Origin of the sequence: Propionibacterium freudenreichii subsp. freudenreichii, from assembly GCF_000940845.1 — a bacterium.
Taxonomy (GTDB): Bacteria; Actinomycetota; Actinomycetes; order Propionibacteriales; family Propionibacteriaceae; genus Propionibacterium; species Propionibacterium freudenreichii.
The window spans coordinates 246,294-261,998 of the sequence record NZ_CP010341.1; the positions used below are offsets into that span (position 1 = coordinate 246,294).

Below are 15,705 nucleotides of genomic sequence, written 5' to 3' on the forward strand. Positions count from 1 at the left end.
GGGCGACGACGAGGCGTGGGGGAGGAATTGCGGTGAGCAACCAGCCTGATCGGCCGCGCGGAGCACGCCCGACCACCGGCGGCGGGGCGACGGGGCAGCGGGTGCCGTCCGGCGCGCCGAGCGGGTTGGACGACGATCCCACCACCCAGCCCGGGCTGCGCCGCGGGCTGAAGAACCGCCACATCCAGCTGATCGCGCTGGGTGGGGCCATCGGCACCGGGCTGTTCTACGGCTCGGGGCAGTCGATCGGCCAGGCCGGCCCGGCGATCCTGCTGTGCTACCTGGTGGGTGGTGCGGCGATCTTCATGGTGATGCGCGCGCTGGGCGAGATGAGCGTCGATACGCCGGTGACCGGCGCCTTCAGCTACTACGCCTGGCGCAACTGGGGTGAGCGCGCCGGCTTCGTCTCGGGCTGGAACTACTGGTTCAACTTCGTGGCGGTCTCCATGGCCGAGCTCACCGTGGTGGGCAAGTACGTGCAGTTCTGGGCGCCGGGAGTGCCTGCCTGGGTGTCGGCGGCGGCCTTCCTGGTGGTGGTGACGCTGGTGAACCTGGTGAGCGTCAAGGCCTTCGGTGAGTTCGAGTTCTGGTTCGCCATCATCAAGGTGGTCGCCATCATCGCGATGATCGTGCTGGGCGCCCTGATCATCACCACCGGGCTGGGCAATGGTGGCCATCCGATCGGCGTGGAGAACCTGTGGGTGAACGACGGCTTCTTCCCCAAGGGCCTGTGGGGAGTGCTGTTGGGGCTGGTGATCGTGATGTTCAGCTTCGGTGGCGTCGAGCTGATCGGCATCACCGCCGGGGAGGCCGAGAATCCCCGCACGACGATCCCGCGGGCCATCAACCAGGTGGTATGGCGCATCCTGGTGTTCTACGTGGGTGCCGTGTTCGTGATGCTGTGCCTGTTCCCGTGGAACCAGCTGGGCACCTCCGAGAGTCCCTTCGTGACGATCTTCGACAAGATCGGCATCACCGGTGCGGCCAATATCCTCAACCTGGTGGTGCTCACCGCCGCCGCGTCGGCCTACAACTCCGGGCTGTATTCCAATGGCCGCATGCTCTACAGCCTGGCGCGCCAGCACAATGCGCCCCGCGCGCTCATGAAGGTGAACCGCTTCGGCTCGCCGTGGGTGGGCGTGCTGGTGTCATCGGCGGTCACTGCCGTGGCCGTGGTGCTGACCTTCCTGTTCCCTGACACCGTCTTCCTCTATGTGATGTCGATCGCCCTGATGGCCGCCATGACCAACTGGGTGATGGTGGTCTACACCGACGTGAAGTTCCGCCAGCGCATCGGTCCCGAGGGTGCCGCCAAGCTGGCCTACCGGATGCCGGGCAACCCCTGGACCAACTACGCCACCCTGGCCTTCCTCGGTTTCGTGATGGTGCTGATGGCGTTCACGCCCGATTACCGCATCGCCCTGCCGATCGGCGCGGTGTGGATCGCCGGGCTGCTCTGCGCCTATTCGCTGGTGAAGCGGTGGCGCGACAAGCACGGCATCGAGGCCGTGTCGGAGGACCGCTGGCGCATGTGAGCGGGCCGGCGGGATGGGCCCGTCGCGTCGCCGCGCGGACGACTACGTGGCAGCGCGTGGTCACATAGCGGGACGGTGGGGGCGTAGCACTGCCCCGACGTTGTGAGTTAGGTTAGGCTTACCTTGGTAACGCACCATGAGGCGTCGCCAGGAAGGCTCAATCATGGCTCAGCAGACCCCCGTGACGCAGGCAGGCGTCTTCACGAACCTCGCCAGCGAATTGCCGGTGGTGCCGAAGAGCACCACCTCGCGCGTGGTGCTCGACAACGACCTGATCCGGGTGGTCGAGTTCACCTTCGACGCCGGCGAGCTGCTCACCGAGCACGCATCCCCCAGGGCCGTGGTGGTGCAGCTGCTCGAGGGCACCATGTCGTTCACCGTGGACGGTGCGGAGAGCACCCTGCACGTCGGCGATGTGGTCTACCTGGCGCCCGGCACCCCGCACGCGCTGGTGGCCACCACCGCCTGCCGCATGAGCCTGGTGATGGTTGAGGCCGGCGCCCACCTGGCGGGTGAGAACTGATGGCCAGCACCGGAATCGCGACCAACGGGCCCGCGGCCGGGCGGCGGGGTCGCCGACGCGGCTGGCTGCGTCAGGCCCCCGAGGCCTTGACCGCTGGGGCCTTGGCCCCTGAGACTTTGACTTCTGCGCCGCCCGCCGACGAGGTGCCCGATGCGCGCCTGCAGGGCCACTGGCTGCTGGCGTCGATGGGCAAGCGCGTGCTGCGTCCCGGTGGGTTGCACCTGACCCACGAGATGCTCGAGGCCGCCGCCCCCCATGCGGGCGACCGCATCGTGGAGTTCGGGCCCGGCGTGGGACTCACCGCCGCCGAGTTGCTGGCAGCGCGTCCCGCGTTCTATGTGGGCATCGAGCCCAACACCGAGGGTCGCGCGAAGCTTGACGCCGTGCTTTCCGGGCGTCCGGCACGCGTGGTCACCGCGGAGGCCTCCGCGAGCGGCCTGGACGCGGGCTCGGCCGACCTGGTGGTGGGCGAGGCGATGCTCACCATGTCGTCGCCGCAGCAGCGCCGCGCAATCGTCGCCGAGGCTGCCCGCGTGCTGGCTGCTGGGGGACGCTATGCCATCCACGAACTCGCACTGGCCGATACGGCCCCCGACCCCGACCGGCGCACCGGCCGCGGCGAGGTGTCGCGCGAGATCTCGGCCACGATCAAGGTGGGGGCCACGCCGGTGAAGTTGGCCGTGTGGCGGGCACTGCTCACCGACGCCGGCTTCGACGTCGTCTGGCAGGGCACCGCCCCGATGCGCCTACTGGAGCCGAGCCGCCTGATCGCCGACGAGGGGCCGATCGGCTTCGCCCGGTTTGCCACGAACATGATCCGGCGCCCCGAGGCGCGCCGGCGCGTGCTGGCCATGCGCAACAGCTTCCGGGCGCACAAGGCCGACCTGAGCGCGGTCGCCATGGTGGCGGTGAAGAGGCCAACCCAGCACTGAGCCCCATGGCCGACCAGGGGATTCCTCGCGGTCCGGTGCGTGTACACACATCCACGCGATCGGCTGTCAGTGCGGGTTGCCCTGCAGTAGTGATGCCCTGCAGGGCCTGATCACCCCCGGGTTCCTCCTTCCCGGGGGTGATCGTCACCCCGTCGCCATTTGGCCGCGGGCGTCCGTGCGCTTACAGTGGACGGCACCCCAACACAGGAGTTTTCTTGAAGCTGTGAGATCCGGCACCCGGGAGTTTCCGGTGCCATCCGGCCCACCGACGTCGACCCCAGGATCTCGCATGTCCCATACTTCTGTTTCCCCTTCTGCTTTCACGCGCGCTGCTCCCACGGTGGTGGTTGATCACGCCAGCTTCGAGCTGCCCGACGGCCAACCCGTGCTCAGCGATGTCTCCGCCGCGTTCCCTGCCGGCCGCACCGGCCTGATCGGCGACAACGGCACCGGCAAGACCACCCTGATGCGCCTCATTGCCGGAGAACTGACGCCCACCGAGGGCTCGGTGCACGTCGCCGGCAGCTGCTCCTATCTGCCCCAGGACGTCACGAGCGCAGCGGACATCAGCGTGGCCGACCAGCTCGGCATCACCGCCATCCGGCAGGCCCTGACCCGCATCGAGGCCGGCTCGGTGGACGTGCACGACTACGACCTCGTCGGCGACGACTGGGACGTGGACGCCCGCGCGGTCGCCGAGCTCGCCGGACTCGGCCTGAGGGCTGACGTCGGCTGGCTCGACCGGCCCATGTCCGAGCTGTCGGGCGGCGAGGCGATGGGCGTCGCCCTGGCGGCCACCCGGCTGGTCCGGGCCGATGTCACCCTGCTCGACGAGCCCACCAACAACCTTGATGCGCACGCCCGTGCGGCGCTGATCGGGCAGCTGGCGCACTGGCCCGGTGCCGTGATCGTGGTGTCCCACGACCGGGGGCTGTTGGAGGCCGTTGACGCCATCTGTGAGCTGTCGTGGGTGGGTGCGGGTGCGTCGCGTACTCAGCAGGTGACCATGTTCGGCGGCAACTTCAGCCAGTTCGAGGCCCAGCGCGAGGTGCAGCGGGCTGCGGCGGAACGCGAGCTGCGTTCGGCCGACGCCGAGGTGCACCGCGCCCGGGCGCAGATGCGTGCCGAGCAGCAACGCCAGCAGCAACGTGACCGCTCGGCCCGTCGCGAGAACGCTCGCGGCAATGTGTCGAAGGGCGAGCGCGACTTCCTCGCCAACCGTGCCGAGAAGAACACCGGAGGAAAGAAACTCATGCACAATGCCCGACTCCATGACGCCGAAGCGGCCCGCGCGGCGGCCGATGCGGCCGCCCGCCAGCCCGATGTGATCCGCATTCCGCTGCCCGACACCGCCGTCGCGCCCGGCAAGCAGATCGTGCAGGTGAAGGTGGGCGCCGGCCAGCAGTTGCGCATCGACGGACCCGAGCGCATCCGGGTGTCCGGCGACAACGGCACCGGCAAGTCGATGCTGCTCAAGCTGATCACCGGCCAGGTCGACGCGGTTCCCGCAGGCCTGTTCGCGGCGCCGGTGGGCCTGCAGCTGGCGCCGACCGTGTCCACCGGCGTGCTCAGCCAGCGCACCGACGAACTCGACCGCTTCGACACCTGCATCGACGCCCTGCTCGACGTTGCCGCGCAGCGCACGTCCGGGGAGGCCCGGGAACTGTTGGCACGGTTCCTCATCACCGGTGACAAGGCCTTTCAGCTGCCCGCCACATTGTCGGGTGGCGAGCGCTTCCGGGTGGCGATGGCCCGGGTGCTGTTCACCGACCCGGCACCGCAGCTGCTGGTGCTCGACGAGCCCACCAACAACCTCGACATGGCCTCGGTCGACCACCTGCTGGAGGCCCTCGACGGCTACCAGGGAGCGTTGCTCGTGGTGACCCACGATGCCCACCTGGCCGGCGGCCTGCACTTCAACCGCAGCTGGCAGTTGCGACGCACCGACGAGGGCACGGTGATCGAGGAGCAGCTCGGCGGCTGAGCCCGTGGGCAGGTTGTCGCGGGCCGCTTGTGTGGGGCAGCTGTTCCCGGGGCGGCTGTCGCGGGTCGCTTGTTACGGGCCGCTTGTTACGGGCCGCTTGTTATGGGCAGAGCACCATGGGCGGCTCACGCTAGGCTGAAATGGTGAGTGAGCAGCGTCCCGAAAAGGCCCCCCAGTCCCGCGGAAACCAGTCAGCTGGAAAGCAATCTGGCGGAAACCAGTCCCGCAAGAACGAGCCCCGCAAGAACGGGGCTGCCGACGTCGAGCAGGACCTTCCCGAGCAGATGCGCATCCGCGCCGAGAAGCGCCAGCGCTTCCTCGACGAGGGCAAGCAGGCCTACCCGGTTGACCTGCGTCGCGACCACACGCTGGCCGAGGTGCGCGCCACCTGGGGCCACCTGGCCGCCGGCGAGGAGACCCAGGACGAGGTGACCATCGGCGGGCGGGTGATCTTCATCCGCAATTCCGGCAAGCTGTGCTTCGCCACGCTCCAGGACGGCTTCACTCCCGACCAGGACGCCGAGCGCTTGCAGATCATGCTGTCGAAGGCCGAGGTCGGCGACGAATCGCTGGCCGCCTGGAAGGCCGACGTCGACCTGGGCGATTTCGTGTGGGTGCGCGGACGCGTCATTGCGTCCAAGCGCGGCGAACTGTCGGTGATGGCCAGCGAATGGAAGCTCGCCAGCAAGGCGCTGCGCCCGCTGCCCACCCTGCACAACGACCTGTCGGAGGAGGCGCGCGTCCGGCAGCGCTACAACGACCTGATCGTGCGTCCGGCGGCGCGCACGATGGTGCGCCAGCGGGCGTTGATCACCCGCAAGATCCGCGAGACGCTCGAGGAGCAGGGCTATCTCGAGGTGGAGACGCCGGTGCTGCAGTCGGTGCACGGCGGCGCGGCGGCGCGTCCGTTTACCACGCACCTGAACGCCTTCGACATCGACATGTACCTGCGCATCGCCCTCGAGCTGCACCTCAAGCGCGTCATGGTGGGCGGGGCCGACCGCGTCTATGAGATGGGTCGCGTGTTCCGCAACGAGGGCGTCGACTCGTCGCACAGCCCCGAGTTCACGATGCTGGAGGCCTACCAGAGCTGGGGCGACCAGTTCACGATCGCCGAGACGCTCAAGTCGATCATCATGAAGGTGGCCGAGGCACTCGACATCTTCGAGATCCCCACCGATCAGGGCGTCATCGACCTGAAGGGCGAATGGATCTGGCTGCCGGTCTATGAGGGGCTGTCGGGCGAGGTTGGTGAGGAGATCACCACCAAGACCCCGGTGGAACACCTGCGACACATCGCCGACGCCCACAAGGTGGACTATGACGCGTCATGGATTGACCAGAAGATGGTGCTGCACCTGTTCGAGGAGCTGGTAGAGAAGGGCCTGACCCAGCCGACCTTCGTGTGTGACTTCCCCGAGATCGCCCAGCCGCTGGCGCGTCGCCATCGCTCCAAGCCGGGCTGCATCGAAGCCTGGGACCTGATCATCGGCGGCATGGAACGCGGCACCGGTTTCTCGGAGCTGATCGATCCGGTGATCCAGCGCGAGATCCTCACCCGGCAGTCGCTGGCGGCGGCTGCCGGTGATCCCGAGGCCATGCAGCTCGACGAGGACTTCCTCAACGCGCTGGAGCAGGGCTGCCCGCCCATGGGTGGGCTCGGCCTGGGCGTCGACCGGCTGGTGATGCTGTTCACCGGCGCCGGCATCCGCGAGACCATCCTGTTCCCGTTGCTGCGCCCGTTGAACTGACGCCTGGTCCCTGTCGCGGTGGCGCGCTTGGAGTGGCTGCTATCGCTGAGTGGGCAGTTGTGCGGCAATGACGCCGCACAGGTATCCACCTAACGGCCCGGGCCGATGGCGGCAGCGGAATAGGTGCGGATGAAGCACCGTGGACGGTGCTTTTGTCGACCTTGTCTTCGGAGCAGAGCCTCGTCCTAGCGAATCCGCTGGATCAGGATCACCGCATCATTCATCGTGGCCGGCTTCCCGGTGGGATCGGTGGCGGGACGACGCCGCGTCTCGGCAAGCTTCACCTCGAAGAAGCGCGGATCGGGATCCAGCGCCTTGAGGTCCTCCTCGGGCTTGGGGAAGTCACCCTGGCTGGCCATCTCCGGGGGAGCCCACGACGGGGGAGCCGCATGGGTGACCATCAGCAGGTGTCCACCGCGCACCAGCAGGCGGGCGGCGCGCTGCAGGATGCGAATGCGGTCGAGGGCCACCGGTGACTGCAGGAAGCTGGCAGTGATCAGGTTGTACTGGCCGCGGCCCTGGTCATCAGGCAGGGGCGCCTGCGACCATTCGTCGAGGTTGACGGCCTCGAAGTGCGTCGTGTCGGCCACGTTCTTCTCGGCGGCGGCCTGCTGTGCCCGTCCGATCGCGGTCTGTGAGATGTCATAGCCGGTGGCCTGCCAGCCCTGGGTGGCCAGCCAGATGGCGTCGGCGCCCTCGCCGCAGCCCAGGTCGAGGGAGCGTCCTGGCGTCAGGCTCGCCACAACCTGCACGAAGGTGTGGTTCGGCAGCGCTGACCAGACGTGCTCGGGCCCCGCGTAGCGCTCTTCCCAGAACTCCGTGACGGATTCCGGAGAACTGGTTGTGGGCTCGTCGGGGCCTCCGGGAAACTGGTCTGACGGATGTTCCTGGTGGGGGAACTCGCTCATCGTGGCTCGCTTTCATCGACTCGCGGATAACGGCAGTCACCCGCTGTGCACATCCATTCTGCCTTGTCGGCCGATTGCAGCCCCAACCTACGGTGCAGTAACCTACTGTCGCGTAGGTTCCTGTTGTCTCCTCGAAGGACGGTCATGGATTCCGATGACCCGACGCAGCCCCTGCAGCTGCTGACACCTGACGGCACGCTCGTCGACAATCCACGGTTCCCCTGGGAGGGCAGCGACGAGGATCTCGTCGACATGCTGCGCCAGATGACCACCGCCCGCCGTTTCGACGTCGAGGGCGCGGCCCTGCAGCGTCACGGCGAACTCGGCCTGTGGGCGCCCCTGTCGGGCCAGGAGGCCTACCAGGCCGCCGTCACCCAGGTGATGAAGCCCCAGGACATGGTGTTCGGCACCTACCGCGAGCAGTCGATCGCCCTGCAGAAGGGCGTGCCGCTGGGTGACATCCTGGCCGTGTGGCGCGGGTCGAGCCTGTCTCGCTGGATCGCCAGCGACGCCCAGGTGGCGCCCTATTACATGATCATCGGCGCCCAGCCGCTGCATGCGGTGGGCTATGCGATGGGAGTGGCCCGCGACAAGGCCAAGCACCCCACCGACCCGGCGAACGATGCCGTGACGCTGACCATCTACGGCGATGGCGCGTCCAGCCAGGGCGATGTGAACGAGGCGCTGGTCTATGCCGCCTCGCAGCAGGCGCCGGTCGTCTTCCTCAACGTGAACAACCAGTGGGCCATCAGCGAGCCGTCCAGCGTGCAGACGCGCATCCCGCTCTACCAGCGGGCGATGGGCTTCGGCATCCCCGGCATCCGGGTGGACGGAAACGACCCGCTGGCCTGCCACGCGGTGCTCAACTGGGCCTTCGACGAGGTGCGCTCGGGTTCCGGGCCGGTGCTCGTGGAAGCCGTCACCTATCGCATGGGCCCCCACACCACCAGCGACGATCCCACCAAGTACCGCTCGTCGCAGGTCACCGAGGAGTGGAAGGCCAAGGACCCGATCGAGCGCCTGCGCAGTTATCTGCTGGAGCGCGGCCTGATCGACTATGCGTGGACCGAGAAGCTCAACGCCGACCTCGACACCTTCGGTGCGCTGGTGCGCGACACCTGTCGGGCGCTGCCGAACACCCCGATGTCGGAGGTCTTCGACGCCGTCACCGCGGATCCGGGTCTCTATCTGAGCGAGCAGCGGGCCGACTGCCTCGACTGGCTCGCCACCCCGCCCAGCGAAGGAGCAGCAGAATGACCACACTCACGCTGGCGAAGGGTCTCAACCAGGGCCTGCACGATGCCATGGACGAAGATCCCCAGGTGCTCATGATGGGCGAGGACATCGGCAAGCTTGGTGGTGTCTTCCGCATCACCGAGGGCCTGCTCGACGACTTCGGTGCCGACCGGGTGATTGACACCCCGTTGGCCGAGGCGGGCATCATCGGCACCGCGATCGGCTTGGCGTTGCGCGGCTATCGTCCGGTCTGCGAGATCCAGTTCGACGGCTTCGTCTACCCGGGCATCGACCAGATCATCAACCAGCTGGCCCGCTACCGCTCGCGCACCCACGGACGCCAGAGCCTGCCGGTGGTCGTGCGCATTCCCTTCGGCGGCGGCATCGGCTCACCCGAGCACCACTCCGAATCGCCCGAATCGCATTTCGTACACACTCCGGGCCTGCACGTGGTGGCCTGTTCCAACCCGCATGACGCCTATTGGATGATCCGCCAGTCGATCGCCTGCCCCGATCCGGTGATCTTCTTCGAGCCGAAGCGCCGCTATTACGCCAAGGGCGAGGTGGATACGTCGGCCCCTGACCTGCCGCTGTTCTCGGCGCGCATCGTGCGTCCCGGTGCCGACCTCACGCTGCTCACCTACGGCCCGATGGTGCAGACCTGCCTCGACGCGGCCCGCGTGGCCTCCGCCGAGGGACGCGATGTGCAGGTGATCGACCTGCGCAGCCTGTCGCCGTTCGACATGGCCACTATCCGTGACGCCCTGAAGCGCACCCGGCGCGCGATCGTCGTGCACGAGGCCCACCGCACGCTCGGGCCCGGCGCCGAGTTGGCCGCCCGGCTCGACGAGGAGTTGTGGGGGGAATTGGACGCCCCCGTGCTGCGCGTCACCGGTTATGACACCGTGTATCCCCCCTCGCGCAGCGAGAAGGGCTACCTGCCCGATGCCGAGCGGGTGCTCGACGCCGTCGACAAGTCATTCGACTACTGAGGAGCCACTGATGCCCGAATACAACATGCCCGACCCGGGCGAGGGCCTCACCGAGGCCGACATCGTCGAATGGCACGTGAAGGTCGGCGACCAGGTGAAGGTCAACGACAACCTGCTCGACATCGAGACCGCCAAGTCGCTGGTCGAGCTGCCGTCGCCGTTCGCCGGCAAGGTGACCAAGATCTATGCCGAGGCGGGCACCACCGTGGCGGTGGGTGCGCCGATCGTCTTCATCGACGACGGCACCGGCCCCGCCCCCGAGCATGACGGCGGTGCGCCCGCGCAGGGTGCCGAGCCGGGCGCCCAGTCCAGTCCAGCCCAGGCCAGTTCAGCCCAGTCCAGCTCGAACCAGTCCGGCCCGGCCCAGTCCAGCGCCCCTGCGCCGGCCGCCCAGGGTCCGGCCAAGGCGGCACCTGCCGCGGCGCGTCCCGATGCCGACGAGGCGTCGGCCCAGCGCGACTTGGACGGCGGCATGACCGGTGAGCGGCTGTTGTCGCTCGATGAGCTTCCGGCGTCGAAGCCGACCCAGCAGACCGTGCGCCAGATGTTGGTCGGCTACGGTCCCGCCGACGAGTCCACGCCCAGCTCCACCGAGCGTCGTCGGCGTGCCCACCAGGTGAGCCGCCGTGGTGCCAACGAGCGTGCCCTGCGCGACGAGGAGATCCCCGTCGACACGGTGCGACGCCTCACCGCGCGCAATGTGGTGCATTCGCGCACGTCCAAGGTGCACACCACCGCATGGGTGAGCACGGATGTGAGCGGCACGATGGAGCTGGTGGCCAACCTGCGCAAGCGCCGCGAGTTTAAGGACCTGCATGTCACCGCCCTGCTGGTGTGGTGCAAGGCGGTCTGCCTGGCCATGCGCAACAATCCCATGCTCAATGCCAGCTGGGAGGACGGCTCGGAGCGCATCATCCTGCACCACGACGTGAACATCGGCATCGCCGCTGACACGCCGCGTGGCCTCATGGTGCCGGTGATCAAGCAGGCGCAGAACCGCGACCTGCTGTCGATGGCCGACGAGCTGACCCGCCTGGTCAACCTGGCCAAGGCCGGCACGCTGCAACCCAGCGACTACCGCGACGGCACCTTCACCATCACCAACGTGGGAGGCCTTGGGCTGGACGCGGGCACCCCGATCATCAATGGCTCCGAGAGCGCGATCCTGGCGATGGGTGCGATCACCCGGCAGCCCTGGGTCGTGGGTCAGGGCGACGACGAGAAGATCGTGCCGCGCTGGGTCACCACATTGTCGATCTCGTTCGACCATCGCCTGATCGACGGGGCGATCGCCTCGCGGTTCCTGCGCGACCTTGCCGCGCTGGTGCGCGACCCCGCGATGGCCATGGCGTATTAGTCCCGGATTGGTGCTGGCCCCTGCGGGGGCCTGGTCCCACGCCAATCCGGCTTCCGACGGCCCAACCTCTACCGGCCGGCACGGTGATGATTACCGCGGGCTCCGCACTCCATTGTGCGGGGCCTGCGGCATCTGACTTCGCGCCCGTCAGCCTGCGGGAAGTTGGGTGGCGTGAAGTCGTCCCCGTGCCCCGGGCTTGACCGGTTGGCCGCACCCGGGAACAGCTCAGAAGGCCACGGACAGGTGTCCGCGGGGCATCACCGACAACAGTCCGCGCACATAGCGCAGGCGTTCCTGGCTGGGCGTCCACTGCGGCATGATCGCGAAGGTGACGCCGTCGAACAGCAGGTGGTCACCGGCGCGTTCCATCGCCTCGACGGCCCGTTGCGGGGTGAGCAGCGACGAGGCCTCGCCGCTGCCGTCGGGTGCTGCGGCGGGCAGTTGCGCATCCGTCCACGGGGCGCCGTACGACGAGGCCCTGTCGGAGGCGCCCGACAGGATCACGCCGGCGAGCAGGCCGTGGCGGCGCAGCCGGTCGATCTGGGTGAGCGGGCCGCCGGCGTTGCGGGTGTCGATCGCGGAGCGTCCCCAGTTGATCGACATCATCACCGGGGTGCGTGGCGACAGGGCCCGCACTGTCTCGACGGCGTCGATCTCCTCGTCGAGGGTCAGGAAGCCCTTCGACGCGCCGCCCGAGCTGCGTGCGGCATCGCAGTGCTCCACCACCAATGCGGTCTCGCCCCAGTCCCAGTCGGCGGCCTGGGCCAACGATGCCGCGAACTCCTGGCTGGTTCCGTCGACATTGTCGCGGTGGGTGGGACTGGAGTGCACTTCGAGCGCCAGCACGTGCTGGCCCCGCTCGGTCATCCGGGCGATGCTGTGGCGCGCCTGCTGCAGCAGGTCGAGCGCGCGGTTGCGTCCGGCCGGGTCGGTGGAGGCCAGGCCGAAGGCGGGGTCGTCGGCGGCCGCCTCGTCGCAGGCACCCATCAGGGTGGCGATATTGCGCGCGCCGGGTGGGAGCACGTCCATGAGCCACTTCGCGTCGTCGCGGGCCATGGTGGTGCACAGGGGAATCTCCAGGCCGGTGACACCCGGCAGCTGCAGCACCGCGTGCGCATAGGCGGGGCGTTTCACCTGTTCCAGGGGCTGGCTGAGATAGGCCCCCACCACGCGCGCCTTGGCAGGCGCAGCCGATGGACGCCGGTCGCCGGTGCCGGCACCGGTCAGGATTCTTGGAATGATCTGCTCGTAATCGGGCATCGCCAGTACCTCCCTCGGGTCTGGGCCTCATCGTGGTCCCAGCTACGTCGCCGGAGTGGGGTGGGATGGGGGTATTCCCGAACCAACTTGCTTTATCACATGTTACACGCAAATTTGCATAAAGCTGTTGCGAGGTATGAGAATAATTCCACGATCGGGGCCGGGGAAGGCGGGGCGGAACAGAAGACGGGCATCAAAGAAATTGATCGATCAATTGTTTGTCACGTCATGACGGGTGAGCGTCTGCCGGCAGGAGGGGCGATCTACTTCCCCGGGTCGGCGGCGTGACCTATTTCCCCACGCCGGAGGCGTGACCTACTTCCACAGCGTGGCGACGAAGAAGCTGCCTGCGATCAGGCCGAGCCCGATGACGAAGTTCCAGTTGCTCAGGGCGTACATCAGCGGGATCTGCTGACCGCCGATGTAGTAGACCACCAGCCAGATCACTCCGAGCAGGCCCATCGGCACGAAGACCCACGGCACCCAGGCGCGGCTGGAGACGTTGACGGCCTCGCGGTTCTTGGCGCTCTTGGTGGCGGCTGCCTGCTTGTTCTTGGCGGCCTTCTTCTGCTGGGCCTTCTTGCGGGACTGTGACTCCGGCACTGTGTTGCTGCTCCTTGGGGTTCCCAGCGAGGCCTCGCGGCCCGCCTGGCGTTGCCGATGGCATCGATGTGCTCGTGTGCTGAGCGTGCGCGCCCAGATGGGCGGATACCGTCACCCGGTAGCCTAGTGGACGCCGGGCTTTCCGGCTTACTGGCGACGTCTGGTGCACAGGGGATTCATGGCTGACAAGAAGCCGGGGCGTGGACGGAAAATCACCCGCAGGATGGCCACCGTGCTGGTCGGCGCCCTGGCCGGGCTGCTGTTCGTGGCCGCGGCCACCACCTCGCACGGATCTGACCTGCGGCCCACCCGCCAGCAGGACATGGCCGATCTGGTGGCCGCCCAGGCCGCCCACAATTCACGGGCGAGGTCAACCGCCTCGGCCCTGCAGTCCCAGGTCAACGAGCTGTCCAACCATGACGCCGAGGCGGCGGGGGTGGCGTCGGCCTCGATGGCCTCGGCGGAGGCTGCGGCCGGACTGACGGCGGTGCGTGGGCCGGTGGTGCAGGTGACGCTCACCGATGCCCCGCTCGACGAGAACCCGGCCGGGGTCGATCCCGACATGTTGGTGGTGCACCAACAGGACATCCAGCAGGTGGTGGATGCCTTGTGGGCCGGCGGTGCCGAGGCCATGACCATCCAGGGCATCCGGGTGATCTCGACCACCGGCGTGAAATGCGTCGGCAATACCGTGATCCTCAATGGCGTGCCCTATTCGCCGCCCTATGTGGTGGCTGCGATCGGTGACCAGCAGGCGCTTGAGCAGTCGCTGGCGGCGTCGCGCAATGTGCAGATCTACAAGCAGTACGTGCTCGCCTACCGGTTGGGATACGACCAGAAGCGCATCGCCGACGTGACCATGCCCGGCTATGCCGGTTCGGTGCAGCTGAACCAGGCCACCCCGGTGCGCTAGGGCTCCCGGCGGGTTGCGCAGGGGGAGGAGCCACGCGCCGGACCACCGCATGGAGGCCGCCGAGCGGGCGTCGCGGCGCGGGTAGCCTGTTCGCCATGGCGCGGATTCTTGTCATCGACAACTACGACTCGTTCGTCTACAACCTGGTGCAGTACCTTGCCCAGCTGGGCGCCCGCGTCGAGGTCTGGCGCAACGACGATGCGCGCTTCGCCACCCCGGGGTGGGCGAACGGCTTCGATGGCATCCTGCTGTCTCCCGGCCCCGGCACTCCCGAGGACGCCGGCGTCTGCGTCGAGGTGGCACGCACGTTGGGCGAGCAGATGCCCGTGTTCGGGGTGTGCCTTGGCCTGCAGGCGATGGCGGTGGCCTTTGGCGGACGCGTGGTGCGCGCTCCCGAGCCGCGCCACGGCAAGATGAGCATGATCTCCCACGACGGGCAGGGCGTGTTCGACGGGCTGCCTGATCCGTTGGAGGTCACCCGCTACCACTCGCTGGCCGTCGAGCCCGGATCAGTGCCCGATGTGCTCGACGTGACCGCCACTTCGCTCGACGACCAGGTGATCATGGCGCTGCGGCATCGCGAGTTGCCCGTGGAGTCGGTGCAGTTCCATCCGGAATCGGTGATGACCAGCAATGGCTACCAGCTGCTGGCGAATTGGCTGGCGGCATGCGGCGACCTGGGGGCTCCTGAGCGTGCCCAGGGCCTGAGCCCGTTGATGACGGCGGTTGCCGGACAGTAGGCGGACGCCGGCACCGATGTCGCGCGCCGGCTCGGCCCGGGATCACAGGATGTCGAGCGGCATCTTGTGGCGGGGCGGCGGGAACGCCTGATCGAGCAGCGTCAGGTCGTCGTCGGTCAGCGTGAGGTTGGCGGCGGCGATGTTGTCGCGCATGTGATCCTCGTTCGAGGTCTGCGGGATCGCCAGGGTGTGGCCGTTGCGGATCACCCAGGCCAGTAGCACCTGCGACGGCGTCACCCCATGGGTCTCGGCTACCTTGTTCACGGCCGGGCTCGCGCGCATCTCCTGCGCGCCGCGTTCGCCGCCGGAGGCTCCCAGCGGGCTGTAGGCGATCAGTGGGATGTCCAGCGAGCGCTGCCAGCCGATCAGCTCGAACTCGATGCCCCGGCTCGACAGGTTGTACAGGTCTTCGTTGGCAGCCACATGGTTGCCATGGGGCAGGGCGGCCAGCTCCTCCATGTCGGCAAGGTCGAAGTTGGACACGCCCCACGACTTGATCTTGCCGCTGTGCCACAGCCGCTGCATTTCCTCGACGGTCTGTTCCAGCGGCACCTCGCCGCGCCAGTGCAACAGGTACAGGTCGGCGTAGTCGGTGCCCAGGCGGGCCAGGCTCGCGTCCAGGCTGTGTTCCATCTGCTTGCGGGACGCGTTGTTCGGCAGCACCTTGGTGATGATGAACAGCTCGGAGCGGTCAAGGCCCTTGATGGCCGTGCCCACCATTGATTCAGAGGCTCCCGAGCCGTACATCTCGGCGGTGTCGATCACCCGCGCGCCAGCGTCGATGCCGGCGCGCAGGGCGTCGCATTCGGCGTCGAAGCGCGCCGGGCTGCCACCCATGTGCCAGGTGCCGATGCCGATGGCCGGCACGGATACGCCAGAAATCTGCAGATGCCTCATCGTGTGCTCCATCTCGTTGGCTGACTCCATTGTGCACATGGGGCGTGCGAAGCCGGCACTGAGTGGATGGTTTC

The 15,705-nt window shown here is 68.0% G+C and carries 14 protein-coding genes; 10 read left to right on the plus strand and 4 right to left on the minus strand.

The features are described from left to right. Nucleotides 1-101 precede the first annotated feature (101 nt). The 5 genes from RM25_RS00985 (at nucleotide 102) to lysS (ending at nucleotide 6,725) form a co-directional block, all read left to right on the plus strand. A complete protein-coding gene (locus RM25_RS00985; protein ID WP_230846421.1) occupies nucleotides 102-1,535 on the plus strand; it encodes an amino acid permease in 1,434 nt (477 codons plus the stop codon). A 163-nt stretch (nucleotides 1,536-1,698) separates the two neighbouring features. Next, nucleotides 1,699-2,058, plus strand: coding sequence for a cupin domain-containing protein (locus tag RM25_RS00990; protein WP_171035521.1), 360 nt, complete (start codon nucleotides 1,699-1,701; stop codon nucleotides 2,056-2,058). 116 nt (nucleotides 2,059-2,174) lie between these two features. Beyond that, complete coding sequence (locus RM25_RS00995) at nucleotides 2,175-2,990, plus strand: class I SAM-dependent methyltransferase (protein WP_044636571.1); 816 nt, start codon at nucleotides 2,175-2,177, stop codon at nucleotides 2,988-2,990. Nucleotides 2,991-3,330: 340 nt separating this feature from the next. Continuing rightward, nucleotides 3,331-4,974 carry an ABC-F family ATP-binding cassette domain-containing protein gene (locus RM25_RS01000; RefSeq protein ID WP_052809058.1) on the plus strand — a complete coding sequence of 548 codons (1,644 nt, stop codon included), beginning with the start codon at nucleotides 3,331-3,333 and terminating at the stop codon, nucleotides 4,972-4,974. A gap of 284 nt (nucleotides 4,975-5,258) precedes the next feature. Next, nucleotides 5,259-6,725 carry a lysine--tRNA ligase gene (lysS, locus tag RM25_RS01005; RefSeq protein ID WP_044636573.1) on the plus strand — a complete coding sequence of 489 codons (1,467 nt, stop codon included), beginning with the start codon at nucleotides 5,259-5,261 and terminating at the stop codon, nucleotides 6,723-6,725. A 185-nt stretch (nucleotides 6,726-6,910) separates the two neighbouring features. Here the strand turns inward: lysS and RM25_RS01010 are convergent, their stop codons facing one another. Beyond that, nucleotides 6,911-7,633 carry a class I SAM-dependent methyltransferase gene (locus tag RM25_RS01010; protein WP_080774433.1) on the minus strand — a complete coding sequence of 241 codons (723 nt, stop codon included), beginning with the start codon at nucleotides 7,631-7,633 and terminating at the stop codon, nucleotides 6,911-6,913. Between the two features lie 144 nt (nucleotides 7,634-7,777). Here RM25_RS01010 and RM25_RS01015 point away from each other — a divergent pair, with 144 nt between their 5' ends. Genes RM25_RS01015 through RM25_RS01025 form a run of 3 tightly spaced genes read left to right on the plus strand, consistent with a single transcriptional unit; the run spans nucleotide 7,778 to nucleotide 11,218 of the window. After that, nucleotides 7,778-8,890: a thiamine pyrophosphate-dependent enzyme gene (locus RM25_RS01015; RefSeq protein WP_044635898.1), complete on the plus strand. Its 1,113-nt coding sequence runs from the start codon at nucleotides 7,778-7,780 to the stop codon at nucleotides 8,888-8,890. Continuing rightward, nucleotides 8,887-9,861, plus strand: coding sequence for an alpha-ketoacid dehydrogenase subunit beta (locus tag RM25_RS01020; RefSeq protein ID WP_013160143.1), 975 nt, complete (start codon nucleotides 8,887-8,889; stop codon nucleotides 9,859-9,861). The genes RM25_RS01015 and RM25_RS01020 overlap by 4 nt, the downstream gene beginning before the upstream one ends. Before the next feature lie 25 nt (nucleotides 9,862-9,886). Continuing rightward, complete coding sequence (locus RM25_RS01025; RefSeq protein WP_232004480.1) at nucleotides 9,887-11,218, plus strand: dihydrolipoamide acetyltransferase family protein; 1,332 nt, start codon at nucleotides 9,887-9,889, stop codon at nucleotides 11,216-11,218. A 225-nt stretch (nucleotides 11,219-11,443) separates the two neighbouring features. On the opposite strand, the gene RM25_RS11690 is transcribed toward RM25_RS01025, so the two are convergent. Both RM25_RS11690 and RM25_RS01035 read right to left on the minus strand, forming a co-directional pair. Next, the gene (locus RM25_RS11690) at nucleotides 11,444-12,478 is read right to left on the minus strand and encodes a DUF4862 family protein (RefSeq protein WP_013160145.1); all 1,035 of its coding nucleotides are present in this window, start codon (nucleotides 12,476-12,478) and stop codon (nucleotides 11,444-11,446) included. A gap of 315 nt (nucleotides 12,479-12,793) precedes the next feature. Beyond that, entirely contained in the window at nucleotides 12,794-13,081 is a 288-nt protein-coding gene (locus RM25_RS01035; RefSeq protein WP_013160146.1) for a cell division protein CrgA, read from the minus strand. A 178-nt stretch (nucleotides 13,082-13,259) separates the two neighbouring features. On the opposite strand from RM25_RS01035, the gene RM25_RS01040 reads away from it, so the two are divergent. Then, complete coding sequence (locus RM25_RS01040; RefSeq protein ID WP_036940051.1) at nucleotides 13,260-13,994, plus strand: DUF881 domain-containing protein; 735 nt, start codon at nucleotides 13,260-13,262, stop codon at nucleotides 13,992-13,994. A 95-nt stretch (nucleotides 13,995-14,089) separates the two neighbouring features. Then, nucleotides 14,090-14,734: an anthranilate synthase component II gene (locus RM25_RS01045; RefSeq protein ID WP_013160148.1), complete on the plus strand. Its 645-nt coding sequence runs from the start codon at nucleotides 14,090-14,092 to the stop codon at nucleotides 14,732-14,734. A gap of 42 nt (nucleotides 14,735-14,776) precedes the next feature. On the opposite strand, the gene RM25_RS01050 is transcribed toward RM25_RS01045, so the two are convergent. After that, entirely contained in the window at nucleotides 14,777-15,661 is an 885-nt protein-coding gene (locus tag RM25_RS01050) for an aldo/keto reductase (protein ID WP_240310126.1), read from the minus strand. Nucleotides 15,662-15,705: the final 44 nt, after the last annotated feature.

Excerpts from the sequence above, each read along its gene's own strand:
- RM25_RS00990 (WP_171035521.1), top strand. The coding sequence starts at position 1,699 with ATGGCTCAGCAGACCCCCGTGACGCAGGCAGGCGTCTTCACGAACCTC.
- RM25_RS01020 (WP_013160143.1), top strand. The coding sequence starts at position 8,887 with ATGACCACACTCACGCTGGCGAAGGGTCTCAACCAGGGCCTGCACGAT.
- RM25_RS11690 (WP_013160145.1), bottom strand. The coding sequence starts at position 12,478 with ATGCCCGATTACGAGCAGATCATTCCAAGAATCCTGACCGGTGCCGGC.
- RM25_RS01025 (WP_232004480.1), top strand. The coding sequence starts at position 9,887 with ATGCCCGACCCGGGCGAGGGCCTCACCGAGGCCGACATCGTCGAATGG.
- RM25_RS01050 (WP_240310126.1), bottom strand. The coding sequence starts at position 15,661 with ATGGAGTCAGCCAACGAGATGGAGCACACGATGAGGCATCTGCAGATT.
- RM25_RS01040 (WP_036940051.1), top strand. The coding sequence starts at position 13,260 with ATGGCTGACAAGAAGCCGGGGCGTGGACGGAAAATCACCCGCAGGATG.
- RM25_RS01045 (WP_013160148.1), top strand. The coding sequence starts at position 14,090 with ATGGCGCGGATTCTTGTCATCGACAACTACGACTCGTTCGTCTACAAC.
- lysS (WP_044636573.1), top strand. The coding sequence starts at position 5,259 with ATGCGCATCCGCGCCGAGAAGCGCCAGCGCTTCCTCGACGAGGGCAAG.
- RM25_RS01015 (WP_044635898.1), top strand. The coding sequence starts at position 7,778 with ATGGATTCCGATGACCCGACGCAGCCCCTGCAGCTGCTGACACCTGAC.
- RM25_RS01010 (WP_080774433.1), bottom strand. The coding sequence starts at position 7,633 with ATGAGCGAGTTCCCCCACCAGGAACATCCGTCAGACCAGTTTCCCGGA.